At 49.3% G+C, this 17,413-nt stretch carries 16 protein-coding genes; 4 read left to right on the top strand and 12 right to left on the bottom strand.

What is annotated here, in order from left to right:
- Nucleotides 1-3 precede the first annotated feature (3 nt).
- The 3 genes from AOG36_RS05360 to AOG36_RS05350 are packed head-to-tail and all read left to right on the top strand — an operon-like array spanning nt 4 to nt 1,890.
- A complete protein-coding gene (locus tag AOG36_RS05360; protein WP_015107154.1) occupies nt 4-675 on the top strand; it encodes a hypothetical protein in 672 nt (223 codons plus the stop codon).
- Between the two features lie 28 nt (nt 676-703).
- Nucleotides 704-1,336, top strand: coding sequence for a penicillin-binding protein activator LpoB (gene lpoB / locus AOG36_RS05355; protein ID WP_015107155.1), 633 nt, complete (start codon nt 704-706; stop codon nt 1,334-1,336).
- The gene (locus AOG36_RS05350) at nt 1,330-1,890 is read left to right on the top strand and encodes an LpoB-related protein (protein ID WP_053825650.1); all 561 of its coding nucleotides are present in this window, start codon (nt 1,330-1,332) and stop codon (nt 1,888-1,890) included. The genes lpoB and AOG36_RS05350 overlap by 7 nt, the downstream gene beginning before the upstream one ends.
- A 79-nt stretch (nt 1,891-1,969) precedes the next feature.
- On the opposite strand, the gene AOG36_RS05345 is transcribed toward AOG36_RS05350, so the two are convergent.
- Nucleotides 1,970-2,698, bottom strand: coding sequence for a uracil-DNA glycosylase (locus tag AOG36_RS05345; protein WP_015107157.1), 729 nt, complete (start codon nt 2,696-2,698; stop codon nt 1,970-1,972).
- Nucleotides 2,698-4,293, bottom strand: a complete 1,596-nt coding sequence (locus AOG36_RS09250) for a methyl-accepting chemotaxis protein (protein ID WP_015107158.1) — start codon at nt 4,291-4,293, stop codon at nt 2,698-2,700. Before AOG36_RS09250 ends, AOG36_RS05345 begins: the two co-directional genes overlap by 1 nt.
- 73 nt (nt 4,294-4,366) lie before the next feature.
- On the opposite strand from AOG36_RS09250, the gene waaF reads away from it, so the two are divergent.
- Nucleotides 4,367-5,341: a lipopolysaccharide heptosyltransferase II gene (waaF, locus tag AOG36_RS05335; protein ID WP_015107159.1), complete on the top strand. Its 975-nt coding sequence runs from the start codon at nt 4,367-4,369 to the stop codon at nt 5,339-5,341.
- Here waaF and mfd read toward each other — a convergent pair.
- The 10 genes from mfd to secD are packed head-to-tail and all read right to left on the bottom strand — an operon-like array spanning nt 5,313 to nt 17,410.
- Nucleotides 5,313-8,288: a transcription-repair coupling factor gene (gene mfd / locus AOG36_RS05330; RefSeq protein ID WP_015107160.1), complete on the bottom strand. Its 2,976-nt coding sequence runs from the start codon at nt 8,286-8,288 to the stop codon at nt 5,313-5,315. The two genes, waaF and mfd, sit on opposite strands and share 29 nt — an antisense overlap.
- Entirely contained in the window at nt 8,285-8,680 is a 396-nt protein-coding gene (locus AOG36_RS05325) for a bactofilin family protein (RefSeq protein WP_053825649.1), read from the bottom strand. Before AOG36_RS05325 ends, mfd begins: the two co-directional genes overlap by 4 nt.
- Nucleotides 8,593-9,534: a M23 family metallopeptidase gene (locus AOG36_RS05320; protein WP_015107162.1), complete on the bottom strand. Its 942-nt coding sequence runs from the start codon at nt 9,532-9,534 to the stop codon at nt 8,593-8,595. The genes AOG36_RS05325 and AOG36_RS05320 overlap by 88 nt, the downstream gene beginning before the upstream one ends.
- Nucleotides 9,521-10,420, bottom strand: a complete 900-nt coding sequence (locus AOG36_RS05315) for a M23 family metallopeptidase (protein WP_015107163.1) — start codon at nt 10,418-10,420, stop codon at nt 9,521-9,523. Before AOG36_RS05315 ends, AOG36_RS05320 begins: the two co-directional genes overlap by 14 nt.
- Nucleotides 10,410-11,549 carry a Mur ligase family protein gene (locus tag AOG36_RS05310; protein ID WP_015107164.1) on the bottom strand — a complete coding sequence of 380 codons (1,140 nt, stop codon included), beginning with the start codon at nt 11,547-11,549 and terminating at the stop codon, nt 10,410-10,412. Before AOG36_RS05310 ends, AOG36_RS05315 begins: the two co-directional genes overlap by 11 nt.
- Nucleotides 11,546-12,046: an LPS assembly lipoprotein LptE gene (lptE, locus tag AOG36_RS05305; RefSeq protein ID WP_015107165.1), complete on the bottom strand. Its 501-nt coding sequence runs from the start codon at nt 12,044-12,046 to the stop codon at nt 11,546-11,548. The genes AOG36_RS05310 and lptE overlap by 4 nt, the downstream gene beginning before the upstream one ends.
- Nucleotides 12,047-12,049: 3 nt before the next feature.
- Nucleotides 12,050-14,488 carry a leucine--tRNA ligase gene (gene leuS, locus AOG36_RS05300; protein WP_053825648.1) on the bottom strand — a complete coding sequence of 813 codons (2,439 nt, stop codon included), beginning with the start codon at nt 14,486-14,488 and terminating at the stop codon, nt 12,050-12,052.
- Nucleotides 14,488-14,829: a DUF6394 family protein gene (locus AOG36_RS05295; RefSeq protein WP_015107166.1), complete on the bottom strand. Its 342-nt coding sequence runs from the start codon at nt 14,827-14,829 to the stop codon at nt 14,488-14,490. Before AOG36_RS05295 ends, leuS begins: the two co-directional genes overlap by 1 nt.
- 15 nt (nt 14,830-14,844) lie before the next feature.
- The gene (gene secF / locus AOG36_RS05290) at nt 14,845-15,807 is read right to left on the bottom strand and encodes a protein translocase subunit SecF (protein ID WP_015107167.1); all 963 of its coding nucleotides are present in this window, start codon (nt 15,805-15,807) and stop codon (nt 14,845-14,847) included.
- A complete protein-coding gene (gene secD / locus AOG36_RS05285) occupies nt 15,794-17,410 on the bottom strand; it encodes a protein translocase subunit SecD (RefSeq protein ID WP_015107168.1) in 1,617 nt (538 codons plus the stop codon). The genes secF and secD overlap by 14 nt, the downstream gene beginning before the upstream one ends.
- Between the last annotated feature and the right edge of the window lie 3 nt (nt 17,411-17,413).

The raw sequence follows: 17,413 nt of genomic DNA, 5'->3' as shown, positions 1-17,413 counted from the left end.
GCGATGAAGTGGGCAACACTGGGCGGGGGGCTTCTCTTATCTCTTTTTGGGGTGGGCTGTGCAAGCAACCCTACTTGGGTGCAAAACTGCCCAGCTAAAGCCTACACTAAGGGCGATGCCCTCTTGGCTTGTGCCAGTGCGTCCATTGTGGGCGGTGATGTCGACTACGCCACAAGCTTAGCGGGCACAAGAGCCAAGGATAAGATGTTGGCTTGGATCTTAGCCAACAACCCTAAGGGAAGCGGGCAGGTAGAATTGGTAGGGGCGTATATGGAATCCAAGTGGATTAGCCCTTCTCAGGTTTTTGTCTTGTTTAGTGTGGATGCCAATAAGGCTAGAGAGGTCAAAATGCCCTCCAAAGCCCCAGTCAAAGTACCCACATCTTTAAGACTCAACCAACCCCCTAAACCCAATGCCCAAGCAGAGCCAAAGACCAAAGAGCTCACACAAAAACCCACAGAGTCAAAAGCACGAGAATCTAAGGCAAGCGCACCTAAAGAACCAATAAAATCAATAGAAACTAAAGAGATTAAAGCAAACGCGTCTATGCTAGAAGATAGAGTGCCTCAACTAGAGGCAAATTTGCCCAAGGAACAAGCAACACCCAAGGCGCAAGAAAAGGCCAGTACACCCAAGGCACCAACAAATCCAAAACAAGAATCCTTAAAACAATAACCAGAACAGAAAGGGGAAAATTGAAACAATGGGACTAAGTAGAAAAATCGTGGCTTCTTGCATAGCGGGGGCTTTGGCTTTAGCGATCACTGGGTGTGGCAACGATGTATCCTACGCCTCCCAAAAAGACCTAAACGATAAAAAATACGCTACGGTGGGGCTTGACTATCAAGATGTAGAGGATGCGGCCAAAACCGCCGTGGCCTCTATGCTACAAAGCCATGATGTCCAAGGCTTGCAAGGCAAACAGGTCATTGCCGTTTCAGATGTCATTAACGACACCATGCAACACTTCGACACCGAGCAACTCACGCAAATGGTGATTCAGACTTTAAAAGATAAAGTACAGGGCAAATTCTATGTAACAAGGGCCATTGCGGGCAGTGGGGGCGGTGAAGATAAAATGATTGATAGAGCCCGCAAATTGCGCAACAATGACGAATATAACCAAGAAACCACGAAAGAAAAGGGTACGCTAAGGGCTCCTGATTTGAGCTTAAGCGGCAAAGTGATCCAGCGCAACGCCCGCGTGAGCTCGAGCAAACAACGCATCGATTACATCTTTATTCTGCGCCTTGCGAGCATCAAAAGCGGGTTGGATGTGTGGAGCCAAGAGTTCCCCATCACAAAATTAGGAAGCAATAAAGCCGTTTCATGGTAGAGCCCACCTCTTTGTGTCGAAGACTTTTAGGGGTTTTTGTTGCTGGAGTCTTTAGCTTGACGGCTGTGGGTTGTACCCACCTAACACCCGCCATGCGTGCCCAACAAAAGGCCTTAACAACAGACATCACCCACACCGCTAAAAAAGCTTTGAGTGCGATGCTTAGCAGCCCTAAAATCCGGCAATTACAAGGGGCGGTCTTTGGGGTTGTGGATGTGGTGGACGAAACCAACAAACGCCTAAACACTGAGCAACTCACCCAAATGGTGCTCAAAACTTTGCAAGAGGTGGGGAAAGACCACTTCTTTGCCAAAAGGGCCGAGGTGGAGGGCGATAGTGGGGATAGCACCATCAAGCAAGCCGAACAGATGCGTGGCCCAACCACACCAAAACCCGCCAGCCTTTTTTTGAACACCTCCATTATCCAGCGTGCCAGCAATGAGTACACAGAAAATATTTTGGCCCTAAGCGTGGTGAAGGTCTCCAATGGTCTGCAGGTGTGGAGCCAAGAGTTTGTCGTCAGCCATTCCCCACAGACACACCAACCCAAGTGAGCTCTCTTGCACCAGGCCTTAAGTCTCATAAAGAAGCAAACTTTAATCTTATGTCTCCCAAACTCCCAACTAATCTAACTTAAAGTGTCCAATCCATAGGGATGTGTTGGGCTAGAAGGAACTCTTGTGCCTCTTTAAACACTCCACTACCCAAAAATGTGGGTGGGTGGGCTTGGGCAAGTGGGCTTGGATGTGGGGCGCACAACACCAAATGCTTAGGGTTTGGGTGTAAAACTTTTTTCTTTTCTTGCGCTACCCTGCCCAAGAAAATAAAGAGCAGGGGGCGATCCAATTGTGAGAGCGCGCTTAAAATGTGGTCTGTGAAATCTTCCCAGCCTAAATTGGCATGCCCCCTAGATTGCCCCCTTGGCACGCTCAAAATGGAGTTTAAAAGCAACACCCCCTGGTGTGCCCATGTGCTTAAGTCGCCATGCCTACTTAGGGGCGTGTTTAAACTAGTGTGCAACTCTTGATAAATATTGCGTAAACTTGGGGGCAGGGGAGCGGCTCTTGGCACACTAAAACTAAGGCCACAAGCAAAAGGTTTTTCTATGCCCTCGTGTTTAAAGGTGCCCGGGTAGGGGTCTTGGCCTAATAAAATCGTGTGGAGTCTCTCAAAAGGTGTGGCTTCAAAAGCCCGAAAAATTTGGCGCAGGTGGGGGAAGATTTGTGTGTTTTGCGCTTGAGCTTGTTGCAGGCTCTGGGTGTATTTGGCATTGAGTGCGTCAAAGGCTAAGGTTTGGCTTAAGGGCTCTAAGAGCCTAAACCAAGCACTATGTTGCAGACGGGCTAAGACATAGTGTAGCATTAGACCTCAAACTTAGAGAACTCTTGGTTTAAACGCTCATTGTTGGTGAGCATTTCTTGGATGTTGTTTTCTAGGTTAAGCCGTTGGGTCTTGATTTTGGTAAACATGTCCACGAGTTTCTGCGTGGCAGTTGCCATTTCCTTGATCTTGAACCCAATTTGCTCGTTGCTGGTGATGGCTTGGCTAGCAGTCTGGTTAGAAATGGAGAGATTGTCCTGCACGGCTTGGATATGGGGCAATAAACCGGAGGTTTGTTCAGACAAATCCTCAGATTCAACTGCCATTTGCTGGATTTTCGAGCCCATATGCTCGATGCTTTGTGTCACCATGTTCACCATGCTCGCAATCTCGGCTAGGGATTTTTGGGTTTTCTCGGCAAGTTTGCGCACCTCTGTTGCCACCACGGCAAAGCCACGCCCATGTTCGCCCGCTCTGGCAGCCTCAATGGCAGCGTTTAGGGCGAGCAGATTCGTTTGTTCGGCGATGTCTTCAATCATGCCAAGTACCCTTTTGATGTCGGCGGCACTTTGGGTGAGGTCCTTGGCTTCTAGGGCGATCGCGCTTTGGTTTTGGGCAGAGGTTAGAGAGAGTTGGACATGCTGGTTGATGTTCTGGCTAAAGGTGAGCATGGACGCATCGGCTTGCTTGATTTTATCGGTGGCTAGCTGCAAGAGTTGCAGGGCTTGACTTGCGCTCTCGTCCACATTTTGACTCAAATCCCGCATGGTTTGGATGATGGTGTTCTCGTGGGTTTCTGTGGATTTAAGGGTTTGTGTGGTGTCTCGGATGGCATGGTTTGTAGAGATGTTGGATATCAAAATACTGCGGGAGTTTTTGACAATACCTTGCAACTTCTCAATGAAGAGATTAAAGAAATGTGCCGTACTGCCCACCTCATCGAGTTGATTGCTCTCTAGACGCTTGGTTAAATCTGCCTTTTTAGATTGTGTGAGCAAACCCGCCATTTTCTTTAAATGTCCCAAGGGTCTAAATAAATCGCTCTCAAAACGCCACAACACCAAGACTCCTAAAATGGCACACACCATCAAGATATAGCCCAAGGTTTTCAAGGTGTGCATGAGGATTTGGTTATAAATGTTACTCAAGTCAAACTGCACATTTAAAATGGCGAGCACATCCCCCAGTTTGGAATTGGTGTGGCAGTTTAGGCAAAGCTTTTCGGCGATGAAGGGTTGGCGCAACAAAATTAGATGTTTGTTGTCTTTCTGGATAAAGTGGATGATGGGGGCTTTGCTCTTGTGCTCGAACATGCGACGCATTTCTAGGTTGTCTGTAAAACCCATATTCAAGCCAAACAGGGCAATGACCTCTTTAGAAGGTACGAAGTTGACATGCGCGCCTTGAATCCCTTGGCTGTCTTTGACGACCTTTCTTAGCTGGTTGGGATCGCCTGTGAGTGCTGCTTCTTTAACCATGTTCATCAAGGCTTGGTTAATGACTTGGATCAAAGCCACGCTTTGGGTGGTGGTGAGTTTTTCATAGCCTGTACGCAGACAATAATAAACTAACCCTACAACCAGCAATGCGGCGATTAAAATATGTGCCGTCATTTTGGCTTTAATGCTCTTTAACATCTATATGCCCTTTTATCATTATATTAGCTATTATTATAACGAAATAACAAAGATCGGTTTTTAAGGTGTATAAATGAAAATTTTAGTCCGCTTACCTAACTGGCTCGGCGATAGCGTGATGGCAACCCCCTTTTTACAAATCTTGCAAGCCCATTTTCAAAAGATCAATGCAGAGTTTATTTTAGTCGGGCCACCCAAGGTCTGCGCTCTCTTTGAGCGCATGCCTAATTGCACGCTGGTGGTGGACAACACCAAAAAGGCCTTTTGGCGCGCCCTTGCTACCTATAGGCTGGCTAAACGCATCGGCCCTTGCGACATCGCGATCACGCTCAACAATCACTTTTACGCCGCACTGCTGCTGTATTGGACCAACACTCCTAAACGCATCGGCTATAAGCGCAGGGGGCGCACTTTTTTGCTCACCCATCCTATAGAGCCCATCAATGCCCATCAAGTGGAGAGTTATTGCCATCTACTAAGTCCCCTGGTGCCTAAAACCCCCATGCCCCCCCTGCTCTTGCACGCAAATCCAATCAAGCTGGCCGGAGCTAAAAAGGTGGGGGTGAGCCCGGGGGCGGCCTTTGGGAGTGCCAAGCGCTGGAAGGGTGCTTACTTTACAGAGTTGATCGCAAAATTGCTAGAAAGGGGCTATGGGGTGTATGTACTGGGGGCCAAGGATGATTTGGCCGTGGTGCAAGAAGTGCTTTATACCCTGCGAGACAACCCCCTATTAAACAATCTTTGTGGCAAAACAAGCATTCCTGAACTCATAGACACGATCGCCGCTTTAGACCTTTTTATCTGCAATGACAGCGGGCCGATGCACATCGCGGCCGCTTTAAATGTCCCCATCATCGCTCTTTTTGGCCCTACAGACCCTAGAGAAACCGGGCCTTGGCAATATAAAAAGGCAACCCTGCTCTCTAAGGCCATGCCCTGCTCGCCTTGCAAACAACGCACCTGCCCGCTCAAACATGACAACCACGCCTGCATGACACGGCTTTTGCCCGCAAGCGTACTTAAGGCTGTGGATGCAGTTTTGGCTTAGCGTGTGCCTGTAGGTGACTTAAAAGGGCGTGCAGAATGTCTTCATCATCCATGCTGGGGGCCTTTAATAAGACATTTTGATCGCTCGGCATAAACAAGGTGATGTTCTGCCCGTATTGTGAAATTTTGCTGATATTTAAGCGATTAGCCAAAATTTTAATGCGGATAATTTGTAAGAATTGCGCGCTCATCACATCCAACGCGCCAAAGCGGTCTTTTATCTCAGCTTGAATCTCTTGTACACTGGCTAAGTCCTTGCAAAAGCCTAAACGCCGATACAGCTCCAAACGCAAACTATCGCTAGCGATGAGCTTGGGGCTTAAAAACCCACTCACACTAAGCTTCAAATCCACACCCATATCCTGTGTGCGCCCGCAAATCGCCTCTTCGAGCATTTTCGTATAAAGTCCATAGCCAATGCTCTTAATGTGTCCGCTTTGGTGTGCCCCTAAGAAATTGCCCCCGCCCCTAATCTCTAAATCGTGCATAGCGATGCTCGCCCCACTGCCTAGATACGAGTTTTTCTCCAAAGCCAGCAGTCTTTTCTTTGCCTCTAGGCTCAAGCCCCCCGCCTCTTGCACAAGAAAATAACAAAAACCCTCCACGCGCCCGCGCCCCACGCGCCCGCGCAACTGGTGTAAATCCGCCAACCCGAAGTTGTCGGCATTGTCAATGATGATTGTATTGGCATTGGGTAAGTGCAACCCCGACTCCACGATCGAAGTGCATAAAAGCACCTCATATTCTCCCTTAGCAAAATCTAGCAAAGCTTGCTCAGCTTGCAGGGCGGGGATTTTAGAGTGCAAGATTTGCACCCTTAGGTAGGGTAGTAGTTTCAAGAGAGCAGCTTGTACCTTTGGCATGCTCTCGATGTGATTGTGGATGTAAAAGACCTGCCCCTTGCGGCGCAACTCCCTTAAGATCGCCTCTTTTAAAAGTGCGTCCGTTTTTTCTTTCACAAAGGTACGGCTGGGCTGACGGATGCTAGGCGGGGTGTTTAGGGTGCTGACCCCTCTAAGCTTAGATAAGGCCATGCTCAAAGTACGGGGGATGGGCGTGGCCGACATGCTTAAACAATGTACGCTTTCGCTTAAAGTCTTGATCGCCTCTTTTTGCTTGACCCCGAATTTATGCTCCTCATCCACCACAACCAGCCCTAGCTCTTTAAACTCTGCCTCTAAGAGCGCGTGCGTGCCCACCACCACGCTCACCAAGCCCTTTTTTAAGCCCTCTAACACGGCTCTTTTATCCTTACTGAAGCGATCGAGCTTGGCCACTTTTAGCCCAAAGGGCTCTAAACGCTCTTTTAAAGTGGCAAAGTGCTGGGCACTTAGCAGGGTTGTGGGCACAAAGAGCGCGCTTTGCTTGCCGCTTAAAAACATGGCATAAATGGCGTGCATGGCGACTTCTGTCTTGCCAAAGCCCACATCTCCATTTAAAAGCCGATCCATCACATGCCCACTGGCAAAGTCGTGCAAAATGGCGGCAATGCTCTGCTCTTGATCTATGGTGAGCGCAAAGCCACAAGCTTTTTTAAACGCCTGCATTTTGGACATGTCGATGGGGGCTTGGCCGCTTTTAAGCATGTTGCGTTTAGCCGCTAAGGCGATGATTTGAGCGGACATGTCTAAGATTTTAGAGCGCACTTTATCCTTCACCTTAGCAAAGCTGCCCTTGCCTAGCTTGTCTAATAAGGGCATGTCTTGGTTGGCGATGTAACGCTCGATGAGGTGCAAATTCTCCACGGGCAAGAGCAGGCGGTCAGCGTTTTGGTACTCTAGGGCGATGAAGTCGCGCACACTGCCCAGCACGCTTTGCTGCACCAGCCCCTTAAACAGCCCGATACCATAGTTTTCATGCACCACGAAATCCCCCGGGGTGAGTTCATTGAGCATGAGATGAGAGTGGTTGGTGCTCCTTGGTGGCTCGTAGCTGTGCATGGATAAAAAAATCTGTGTGGGGGTGCTAAAGTGCAGTACACAGGTGGAGATCGCACTTTCAAAAGGGGCGTTGATATGGGGCAAAAAGTCCGCATTTTTGGCGATGAGCGTGGCTTTTTTCGCGGCGTTTAACTCCAAAAAGTCTTGTAAATTGGCAGGCTTGCTGATGTCTTGGCAATGCGGCGGTGTGGGCAAGAGGGGTAGGTTTAAGGCACGCTCTAGGGCTAGGCTGGGTTCTAGGCCGTACCACTCTTTGGCCTGCTCTTTGGCCTCTTGGCTTAAAATGGCGGCATAATGCGTTAAAAAATCCACCCCCAAATCCTCCAGCACCCAAAAGCCCAAAGAGGCCAAATCGGGCCAAAACACGGGGGCGGCTAGCTTGTCTAGGCGTTGTTGCAGCAGGGCGTGCGTGGGCGCGTCTAGGCTAAAAAGGGCGGGGGTGATCTCAATTTGCTCGAGCAAAGAGGGGTCGCTTAGCTGTGTGTGGGGGTCAAAGGTGCGGATGTCCTCGCAGTCTTGGCCTAAAAAGCTTAGGCGGTGTGGCTTATTTTGCCCGGGGATGAAAATATCCACAATATCGCCCCTGAAGCTTACCTCCCCGGGCAGTTCGATCAAATCCACGAAGTCGTAGCCAAAGAGCCTTAGTTTTTCTTGTAACTCTTGCAGGTTATAGCTCTCCAAACAAGCCACACGAAAACTTTGCAAGAGTTTGGCGCATGGCAAGGGGTTTAAAAGCGCGCTTAAGGGGGCTAAAAGCTTGGTGTTGGGATCGTTTTTTAAAGAGGTGTAAAAGTATCCTAGAGTGCTTAAGAGCTCTTTGAGCTCCGCGCTAAAGGCACGCATGTCATCAAGATAGTGGGCACGCAACTCGGGCAACATAAACACGGGGGTGTGTGGGCTAAAGAAGCGCCACACCTGCAGGGCTTCTAGGGCCTCTTTCGCGTCTTTGGTGGCTAAAACTGTGGGCTTAAAAGTGCCTAGAGCAACATAAAGGCTGGCTTGGATCATGAAGGCTTAGCGGCCTTGTTCTCTTCTAAGGTTTGGAGCACTTCTTTTCTAGGGTGGCTCTCTCCTGTTAAAATCCCCTTGCGCTCGATGATGAGCTCGGAGCTTACGATCTTGCCATCCACATAGCCTAGGGGCATGATCTCAATCACATCTGCCTCAGCATTGCCGTTAAACTTGCCGCTCACCACCAAGCGGCTGGCAAAAATGTCGCCCATCATCACGCCGTTTTTGCCGATCACCACCACACTTTTGGAGTGGATGGTCCCCTCAAACTCGCCATCGATGTGCAAATGGCAGTCGATGTTTAATTCGCCTTTGAACTTGGTGCCTTGGGCGATGATGGTGGCTGATCCATTAGTAGGTTGTTTATGATCGTTAGCAAAGATTGCCATGCAATGTTCCTTTCCTTTGTGAAGATAAAATCGAAGTCTTTCATGTTCCACTTAATGAAATACATGGGGTTGATGGGTTTGGTCAAAAAGCGCACTTCATAGTGTAAATGCGGGCCCGTGCTCATCCCGGAGCTGCCACTGTAGGCGACGAGTTGGCCTTTTTTGACAAACTCCCCATTTTTCACCACGATTTTTTTTAAGTGGGCGTAGTAGGTCTTAAAGCCAAAGGGGTGGTAGAGCTTGAGCAAGCGTCCATACCCCCCATTCCATCCCCGCCCCGCAAAGCCCACCACCCCATTAGCCGTGGCGTAAACGGGCGTGCCAACAGGGGTGCTCAAATCCACGCCCGTATGATTGGCCATGCGGTGCAAGATGGGATGGTAGCGCTTGGAAAAGGTGCTAGACACCCTTTTAAAGCTCTCTAAAGGGTTGTCATTGGGGATGAAGCGCATGATAAAGGTTTTTTGTGCCCCCGTGATGCTGGCGACATCTAGACGCTGGCTTAGGGGGGCGTTGTCGTCCTCTTGGCTGTTGTCTATGCCTACAAAGTCCTCCAAATCGTTGATGCGATCGCCAGCGAGCATGATCTCCTCGAGGTAGCCCTGTAATTGCTGGTTTAATTGGGTGTGGGCCTGTGCACTCTTTTGGTATTCGCGGGTGAGTTTTTTGGTTTGGGCTTTGGTGGTGTGGATTTCATGCTCAAGCGTGTAGAGCGCAATGCCTAAAAAGAGCAACACCCCCACCACCAACAAAAGCAAGTAATAGGCAATCTGCTTATAAACAATGGGGATGTTTAAAGTCCTGCTCCCATCGTTGTAGGTGAAGATTAAAATCAGCCGTTTATTGAGCCACACTAAATTCTCCTAACCCTTGGGCTTGGGCTTTTTTAAAGCCCTGCACTTGCACCATGTCCTCAATGCTGTAAAAGAGGTTTTGCCAATCCACCTGCTCATCTTGAAAGACCACGCTAAAATTTTCTAAACCCCAATCCATGAACAAGGGCATGTCCACGATCCGCCCCAAAAAGCGGATTTCATAGTGCAGGCTCGTGCTGCTATAGCCCAAGAGTTCGCCCTTTTGCACGAAGGCGTGGGGTTTGATGGCAATGCTGCTTAAACGGGCGTAAATGGAGGTGAAGCCAAAGGCGTTTTCTAGGCGGATCAACTTGCCATAGTCTTGGAAGTTGTGCTGCAAGAGCAAATCCACCACCCCGCTGGCGGTGGCGTAAACGGGGGTATTGGCGGCCAAACTGAAGTTATAAGCATTGTAGGGTCCGAGCGATTTTTTATGCAGGGTGTTGGCCTTTGCCATGCTTTGGTAGCTTTTAATGGGTTTGCCATTGGGGATCAAGGCTAGGGCAAGGGTTTTATTCGCCCCGGAAAGAGCGTTTAAATCCACTTCGTAGGACTTGTCCTCCTTGGTTTTTTCCACCTTTAAAATGCTCTCCAAATCCTTGATTTTACGCGTTACAAGGGCGATTTCTTGGGTTTTTTGGCTGATCTCTTGTTGCATCGCGCTGTTTTTATTGTAAATGCTTTGGTAATTGGCTTGGATGATGTTTTTATCCAAAGTGAGCCCACTGATGCGGTGCACCAAATAGATCAGCACCAAGCCCCCCACGATGAGCACGGCAAGCACTATGACCCCTGCCACCAAGACATGCCTTTTGGCATTTTTAGACACGCGCCATTGCTTCGAGCCGCCCTCATCGATGATGGTGAGCATGAATTTATCCGCCAAAGCCTACCCCTTGCAAGAAAGTACGCACCACGCTAAACGAGCCCGCCACTAAATAAGACTTGCTTGGCTCTAGATTTCCTTGAAACGGGCTAAAGGGCAGGTGGAGCTGCTTTAAAATGCCTTGTAATTTCTCTTGGGGCATGATCTGGGGGTCTGGCACGGGCAACACCCACACATGCCGCAAACAGGGCTTTAAACTCTCTAAGACTCCCAACGCATCTTTTCTAGTGTAGCTGTTGTAGATTAAATCCACCTGTTGCCCCTTAAGAGCGCGGGCTAAAGCCCTTGCCCCCCCTACATTATGCGCCACATCGAGTAAAACATTGGGCTTTAAGGCTTCAAAACGCCCCCGTAAATTGAGCCGTTGTGGGGCTTTTGGCGACAGGTTTAAGGCGTGCAGGGTGCTTAGCGCACTCTGCAAGTTTTGCACCAAAAAGGGCGCATAGCCCCACTTTTGCCCCTCTCTTTGGGCTTCTTGGCCTAGCCCCTCAATAAAGGTGAGATTTTTGCTAGCCAATAACTCTTTAGCCAAGTCTTGCACTTCTGGCTCTTGTTTGGCAAAGATGATGGGCGCGTGTGGCTCAAGGCTTAAGCCCGCTTTTAACTTCGTGGCGGCAATTTCTAATAAGTTGCTGCCTAGTCTGTCGGTGTGATCTAGGCTAATGGGTGTGAAGACTAGGGCAATGCGCTTGTTTAAACTCGTGGTGCTGTCAAACTCCCCGCCCAGCCCCGCCTCCACCACCATATAATCGCAATCTTTAGCCAGCACCACCGCTAAGAGCGTGGCGTATTCAAAGTAGCTTAAATGGGGGTCTAGGGGTAGGCTTTGTAAATATTGATGGGCTTGTTCTAGCCGCTCTTGAGCGATATTTTGTCCGCTGCTATAAAAACGCTCAGCAAAGTCTAACAAATGCGGGGAGCTAAAATGCAGGACTTTAAAACCGCTTGCCTCTAAACTTTGAGCTAGAAAGCGCCCCGTGCTGCCCTTGCCATTGGTGCCGATGATCTGGATTTTAGGTGTGTTGTCAGCAAAGTGGCGACAAAATTGCTCATACGCCTTTACAAAGCGTGCGGGCTCAAAGGGGGTAAGCTCAAAAGGCTTGGTGGCAAGAAATGTGTTTAAGTTCATTTATTCACCTTACCCTCATAGGCGATTTGGGATATAAATTGCGTGAGGGTTTGCTGCAAGGCTTGGCCTATGGCGTATAGGCGGTTATTGTAAGTGACAAGCGGGTCTTGCAAGGACACGGCGTAGTTAAAATAGCCATTGTCTTCAAAGGTCTTGGTCGTGCCCTTTTTATTGTCGTAGGTGTAAGTGACATACACGGTTACGCGGTAAAAGGTGGTGAAACCCTCTTTATTTTGGCTAATGGAGGTGTCGATGACTCGTTTCATTTCAATGGTGATGATGGAGTCAGCCTGTTTTTCTGAGGTGAGGGTATTTTGGAAGCGCTGCACGATGAAGCGGTTTAACAAGTCCTTAAACTCCACCGAGTTTTTCGGATTGGGTAAATTCACCACCAAGCGCACGAAAACCCCCCTACCCAGCACCTTATCCGCAAAGTTGGCGATGGGTTGATACCCACAGCCCCCAAGCAGTAAAACTAAAACCCACGCCCGCCACATTTCTTAAGCAAGCACGAAATTCACCAGCTTGGCTGGCACAACCACTTCTTTAAGCACCTGTTGCCCCTCAAGCCACTTAGCCACCTCTTGGCGGGCGGCTTGTAGCAGTGCCTCTTTAGGGGTGTCTTTAGACACGCTCACCAGCCCGCGCTTTTTACCATTGATGGTGATGGCGATATTGACGCTCTCTTGCTCTAGGGCTTTGCTGTCCACTTCTAGGGGTCTAAAGTTGTTGCACTTAAAGAGCCGGTCGGCGATTTCAAAGCACACATGGGGGATGATGGGCTCTAGGGCGTGGGTTAAAATATAATACCCTTCTGTCCAAACTTGGGTATGCGTACTTTTCTCTAGAGAGTTTAAAGCCTCCATGCACGCGGCGATTAGGGTATTGAAGGGGTAATTGGGGATGGTTTCATTAAAAATATCGTGGCATTTTTGCAGGGCCAAATGTACCTTTTGGCGGGCTTGTTTGTCCTTTGCATTTAGGCTACTTAGCTCTATTATTGGCGTGTTGTTGCAGGGCTTAGCCAAAAAGGATTTTTCATAAAAGCGGCGTAAAAAGCGCGCTGCCCCTTCTAGGGCTTGGTCGTTCCAATCGAGCTCTTTATGCGGGGGGGCAACAAAGTGGATGTAGAGCCTGGCGATGTCCGCCCCGTGCTTGTTTAAAATCTCTCTAGGCGTGACCACATTGCCCTTAGACTTACTCATTTTCGCCCCGTCTTTAAGCACCATGCCCTGCGTGGTGAGTGCCAAAAAGGGCTCGTCTAGCTTGACATAGCCCAAGTCTCTTAAAGCGCGTGTGAAAAATCTAGCGTAGAGTAGGTGCAAAATGGCGTGTTCGATCCCCCCGATGTACGAATCCACGCCCATCCAGTAGGCGAGCTCCTTGGGCTCAAAGGCTTGTTTGTCCCAAAGCTCTTTGGGCGTGGTGTAGCGCAAGAAATACCAACTGGACTGGAAAAAGGTGTCCATCGTGTCGGTCTCTCTTTGCGCTTTGCTGCCACATTTAGGGCAGGTGCAGTCTTTAAAAGTGGGGTGCTTGTCTAAGGGGTTGCCCTCGCCATCAATCACCACATTTTCAGGTAACAAAATAGGCAAGTTCTCTAATTTCTCACACACCAGTCCACAGTACGCGCAATGCACCATGGGGATGAGTGCCCCCCAGTAGCGCTGCCTTGAAATGCCCCAATCTTGCAAGCGGTAGTTGATGACCCTTTGCCCCAAGCCCTGCTTTTCAAAGAGCGCGCTTAATTGCTCTTTGGCCTCTGTAGTGCTTAGGCCATTGTAATCATGGCTGTTTTGTAAAATCCCCACCTCATTGCAGGGTGCTTCCTGTCCCACAATTAAGGGGACAATGGGGATGTTTAAGAGCGTGGCAAATTCATAGTCCCTAGGGTCGCAACCGGGCACGCCCATTAAAGCCCCGCTGCCATAGTTCTCCAGCACGAAGTTAGCCACGAACACGGGAATTAACTCTTTTGTGAGCGGGTGGATGGCTTTTAAGGGCAGAGCCACGCCGCGTTTTTCTAGGGCACGGGTGCGCATGTTGGTGTTTTGGATGGCAAGGATTTCTTGAGAGACTTTGGGGTCTAAAACGCCCTTGTCTAGCAGGGTTTGCACGATAGGGTGGCCCGGGGCTAGGGCAATGAAGGTAATGCCGTAAATAGTGTCTATGCGGGTGGTGAAAACCTCCAAATCCTGAGAGTGCCCCAAGAGCTCTTGGCTATGCTGATCTAGGTGGAAGCTAAAAGCTAAGCCGCTAGATTTGCCTATCCAATTTTCTTGCATGCGCAAAACTTGATTAGGCCAATGCCCCTCTAAGATCTTTAGCCCCGCTAAGAGCTCCTCCACATAAGCGGTGATTTTGAGGTAGTACTGGGGCATTTCCTTTTGCTCTACTAGACAATCACAACGCCAACAACGCCCATCGATCACCTGTTCATTGGCTAAAATGGTTTTGTCATGGGGGCACCAGTTTAACCACGCCTTTTTTTGATATACCAACCCCTTTTCATACATCTCGACGAAGAATTGTTGCTCGATCTTGGTGTAATCAGGCGCACAGGTGGCAAACTCGCGCTCTTGGCAAAAGGAGAAGCCCAAAGCCTTGAATTCTTGGCGCATTTTAGCCATGTTTTCATAGGTCCACTTTTTAGGATGCACGCCGTGCTTGATGGCGGCGTTTTCTGCGGGCATGCCAAAGGCATCAAAGCCCATGGGGTGGAGCACATTGTAGCCCATTTGGCGGGCATAGCGCGCTAAAGCGTCTCCGATGGCGTAGTTTCTCACATGCCCCATGTGCACCTCTCCGCTAGGGTAGGGTAGCATGCTTAAAATGTATTTCTTGGGTTTGCTAAAGTCATCACTAGGTTCAAAGGCGTGTGTATCCGCCCAAACTCTTTGCCATTTTGCTTCAATTTCTTTAGGGTTATAGGTTTGCATCAGTATTCCACATCTGTATTTTTAATGCTGTCGATCACCAGCAAAACCAAACAAAAGACATTGCTGATCAATGCCCCAATCATCAAGGTGTAGGCAAAGATCAAGTTGTTTAAAATTTGCAAAAACACAAAGGCGGGCATGAGGTGCAAGAGAGCGGCCAAAGAACCGCCCATAAGCTCGGAGGCAAATTGTTTTTGCACCCCAATCTTCAGTGTTGTCACGATGAGGTTTAAGGCCAAAGCTACAAAGAGGATCACCACATTGGGCTCATACAAAAACCCCGCAATGGAGGTGGTACTCACCAAACTAAAAAGAGTAAAGACAACCCGACCCCAATCCATAGCTCTCCTTTGTGGCTACACCCGCCCGTGCTCGTATTGGCGGCGCAAGCGTTCTTTTTCTTGTTTCTTTTTTGCTTTTTTTAACTCGTTTTCGTGGTAGTGCTCCAAGTCAAAGCCGAGTAAAATCGCCACCCTAGGAGCGATGAAAATCGAGCTGTAGGTCCCCACGATCGTGCCAATGAGCATGGGTAAGGAAAAGCCCACCAAGATTTTAGACCCAAAGACATACAGCACTAAGAGCACAAAGAACACGGTTAAAGAGGTGAGTAAAGTCCGTGTGAGCGTACTTGAAATTGCCTCGTTGATGACAAAATTTAAATCATTCGTACGCTTGGTGAGCATGCCCTCACGGATGCGGTCAAAGATGATGATTGTGTCGTTGATCGAGTAGCCGATCAAGGTCAAAATAGCGACGATGACCTCTAAGTTCAAATCAATGTTAAACACGATCACACTTGTCGCGGTGATGAGACTATCGTGCAACAAGGCCACCACGCTGGCCAGCGCAAAACGCCACTCATAACGCATCCCCACATACAGCATCATCGCAAGGATGGCAAGCACTAAAGAGAGCACACCCTTTTTCTTCAACTCATCGCCCACCTTGGGCCCCACGCTGTCTAACTTACGGATTTCAAACTGCCCTAAGGGTTTTAAAATGTGGGTGATCTCGGTGCTTAAGTCCTTGTGCACCTTACCCACAGGGATTTTGATCACCACCTCCTTTTTTGAACCAAAGGCATTCACCTGCACGCCACTAAAATGCGCCTCATTGAAGGCGTGGCGGATTTTGGTGATCGGGGTGTCTTTGACAAAGCGCACCTGGGCCACGCTTCCGCCCGCAAAATCCACGCCCAAATTAAAGCCCTTAAAAAAGATCAGCCCTAAACACGCGAGCACCAAGAGTGTGGAGGCCACAAGCAACCATTTGGAGTACTCCATAAAATTGACGATCTTAACCTGCTTAAATAGCTCCACTACACCCCCTTTTAGAAACTTGGTTGGGGATGCCAAACCACAACGATAGATTTTTGTTGCGTGAGATTTGGGGCAAAATGGCTTGGTAAAAGCCCTGCGTGCCGATAATGGCGGTTAAGATCGAGGCTAAAATACCGATGCCCGTGGTGAGTGCAAAGCCCTTGATCGAGCCCGTGCCATAGGCATAGAGCAAGAACGAAGCGATAAGAGAGGTCAAGTTCGAGTCAAAGATTGCCCTTGAGGCGTTGGCATAGCCCGAGTGCAGAGCCTGGGCAATGCTCTCATTGCGCCTTAAGCCTTCTCTAATGCGCTCATTGATGATGATGTTTGCATCCACCGCCATCCCAACGGTGAGCACGATGCCTGCCATGCCGGGCAAAGTCAAGGTTGCCCCAAAGATCGCCATCACCGCAATGATCAAGAATAAATTCACGATGAGGGCCACGCTGGCGATCACGCCGGCTAAGGCGTAGTAGGTGATCATAAAGACTATCACCAAAATAAAGCCCCCAATGAGTGCTACGATCGAGGTTTTGATACTATCTGCCCCAAGACTGGGCCCAATGATGCGTTTTTCTAAGACCACAAGGGGCGCACTCAAAACTCCGCTCCTTAGCGCAATGGCTAGGTCGCTGGCCTGGGCAACCGTGAAATCGCCGCTGATCTGCCCGCTGCCCCCGCCGATGCGCTCACGGATATAGGGGGCGGAGTAGACTTTATGGTCTAGCACCACTGCCATGCGTTTGCCCACATTTTCGCCCGAAAAGTCGCCAAAAATCTTCGCCCCTTGCGAATTTAAAGAAAAGCTCACCACGGGCTGGTTGTTCTTGTCGTAGACCACCTGCGCGTCTGTGAGCATCTCACCGTCCAAAATGGGGATCGCCTTTAAGAGCAAATGCCCATAGGCTTGCCCGCCCCTGCCCGCATATGGCAAGACCACATCACCCAGCTTTTTAATCTCTTCATCGGTGAGGCTGTCTAAATATTCGTTTTTCTCTTCATCCACCGCCATCATTTGCAAATGGGCGGATTTGGTGATGAGATTCTTGGCGCGTTGCTCTTCCTCAATGCTGTTGATCCCGGGTAGTTGTACCAACACCGCGTCTTTACCCTGTTGCAGCACGGTGGGCTCGGCTAGCCCGAATTGGTCCAAGCGGTTTTTAATGGTGCTGATGACTTGCACCACGGTTTGCTGCTTGTAGGCTTGTGTTTTTCTAAAGGAGAGGCGCAGGGTATAGTTGCTGTCCGTGGTGAAAATCTCCACCCCATCTTTACGCAAATCCTCTAAAATCTTATCCACGCTCTTTTCATCGTCCTTGTCTAAGAGTGTGAAAGACACGCCCTGCAGGGAAGAGTGCAAATCTTGTACCAAGATGTTTTGTTGCTTGAAGGCGTAATCGAGTGAAGAGGCGATGGATGCGTATTTGGTCTTTAGGGCTTCCTCCACACCCACACCTAGGAGCAAACTAAGCCCGCCCCTTAAGTCTAGCCCCAAAGTGATCTTAGGGCCCTTGGTTTGTAAAAAGCTGGGTAAGGCAAAGCCCACACCAAAGATCAGAGCACAAATGAAGGCTAAAAGCCGCGTGTTAAAAACCCGTTGCACGGG

The organism is Helicobacter heilmannii (genome assembly GCF_001283065.1).
GTDB lineage: Bacteria > Campylobacterota > Campylobacteria > Campylobacterales > Helicobacteraceae > Helicobacter > Helicobacter heilmannii.
Note: the sequence above shows the minus strand (reverse complement) of the source record. Positions and strands in the feature narration are given on the sequence as shown.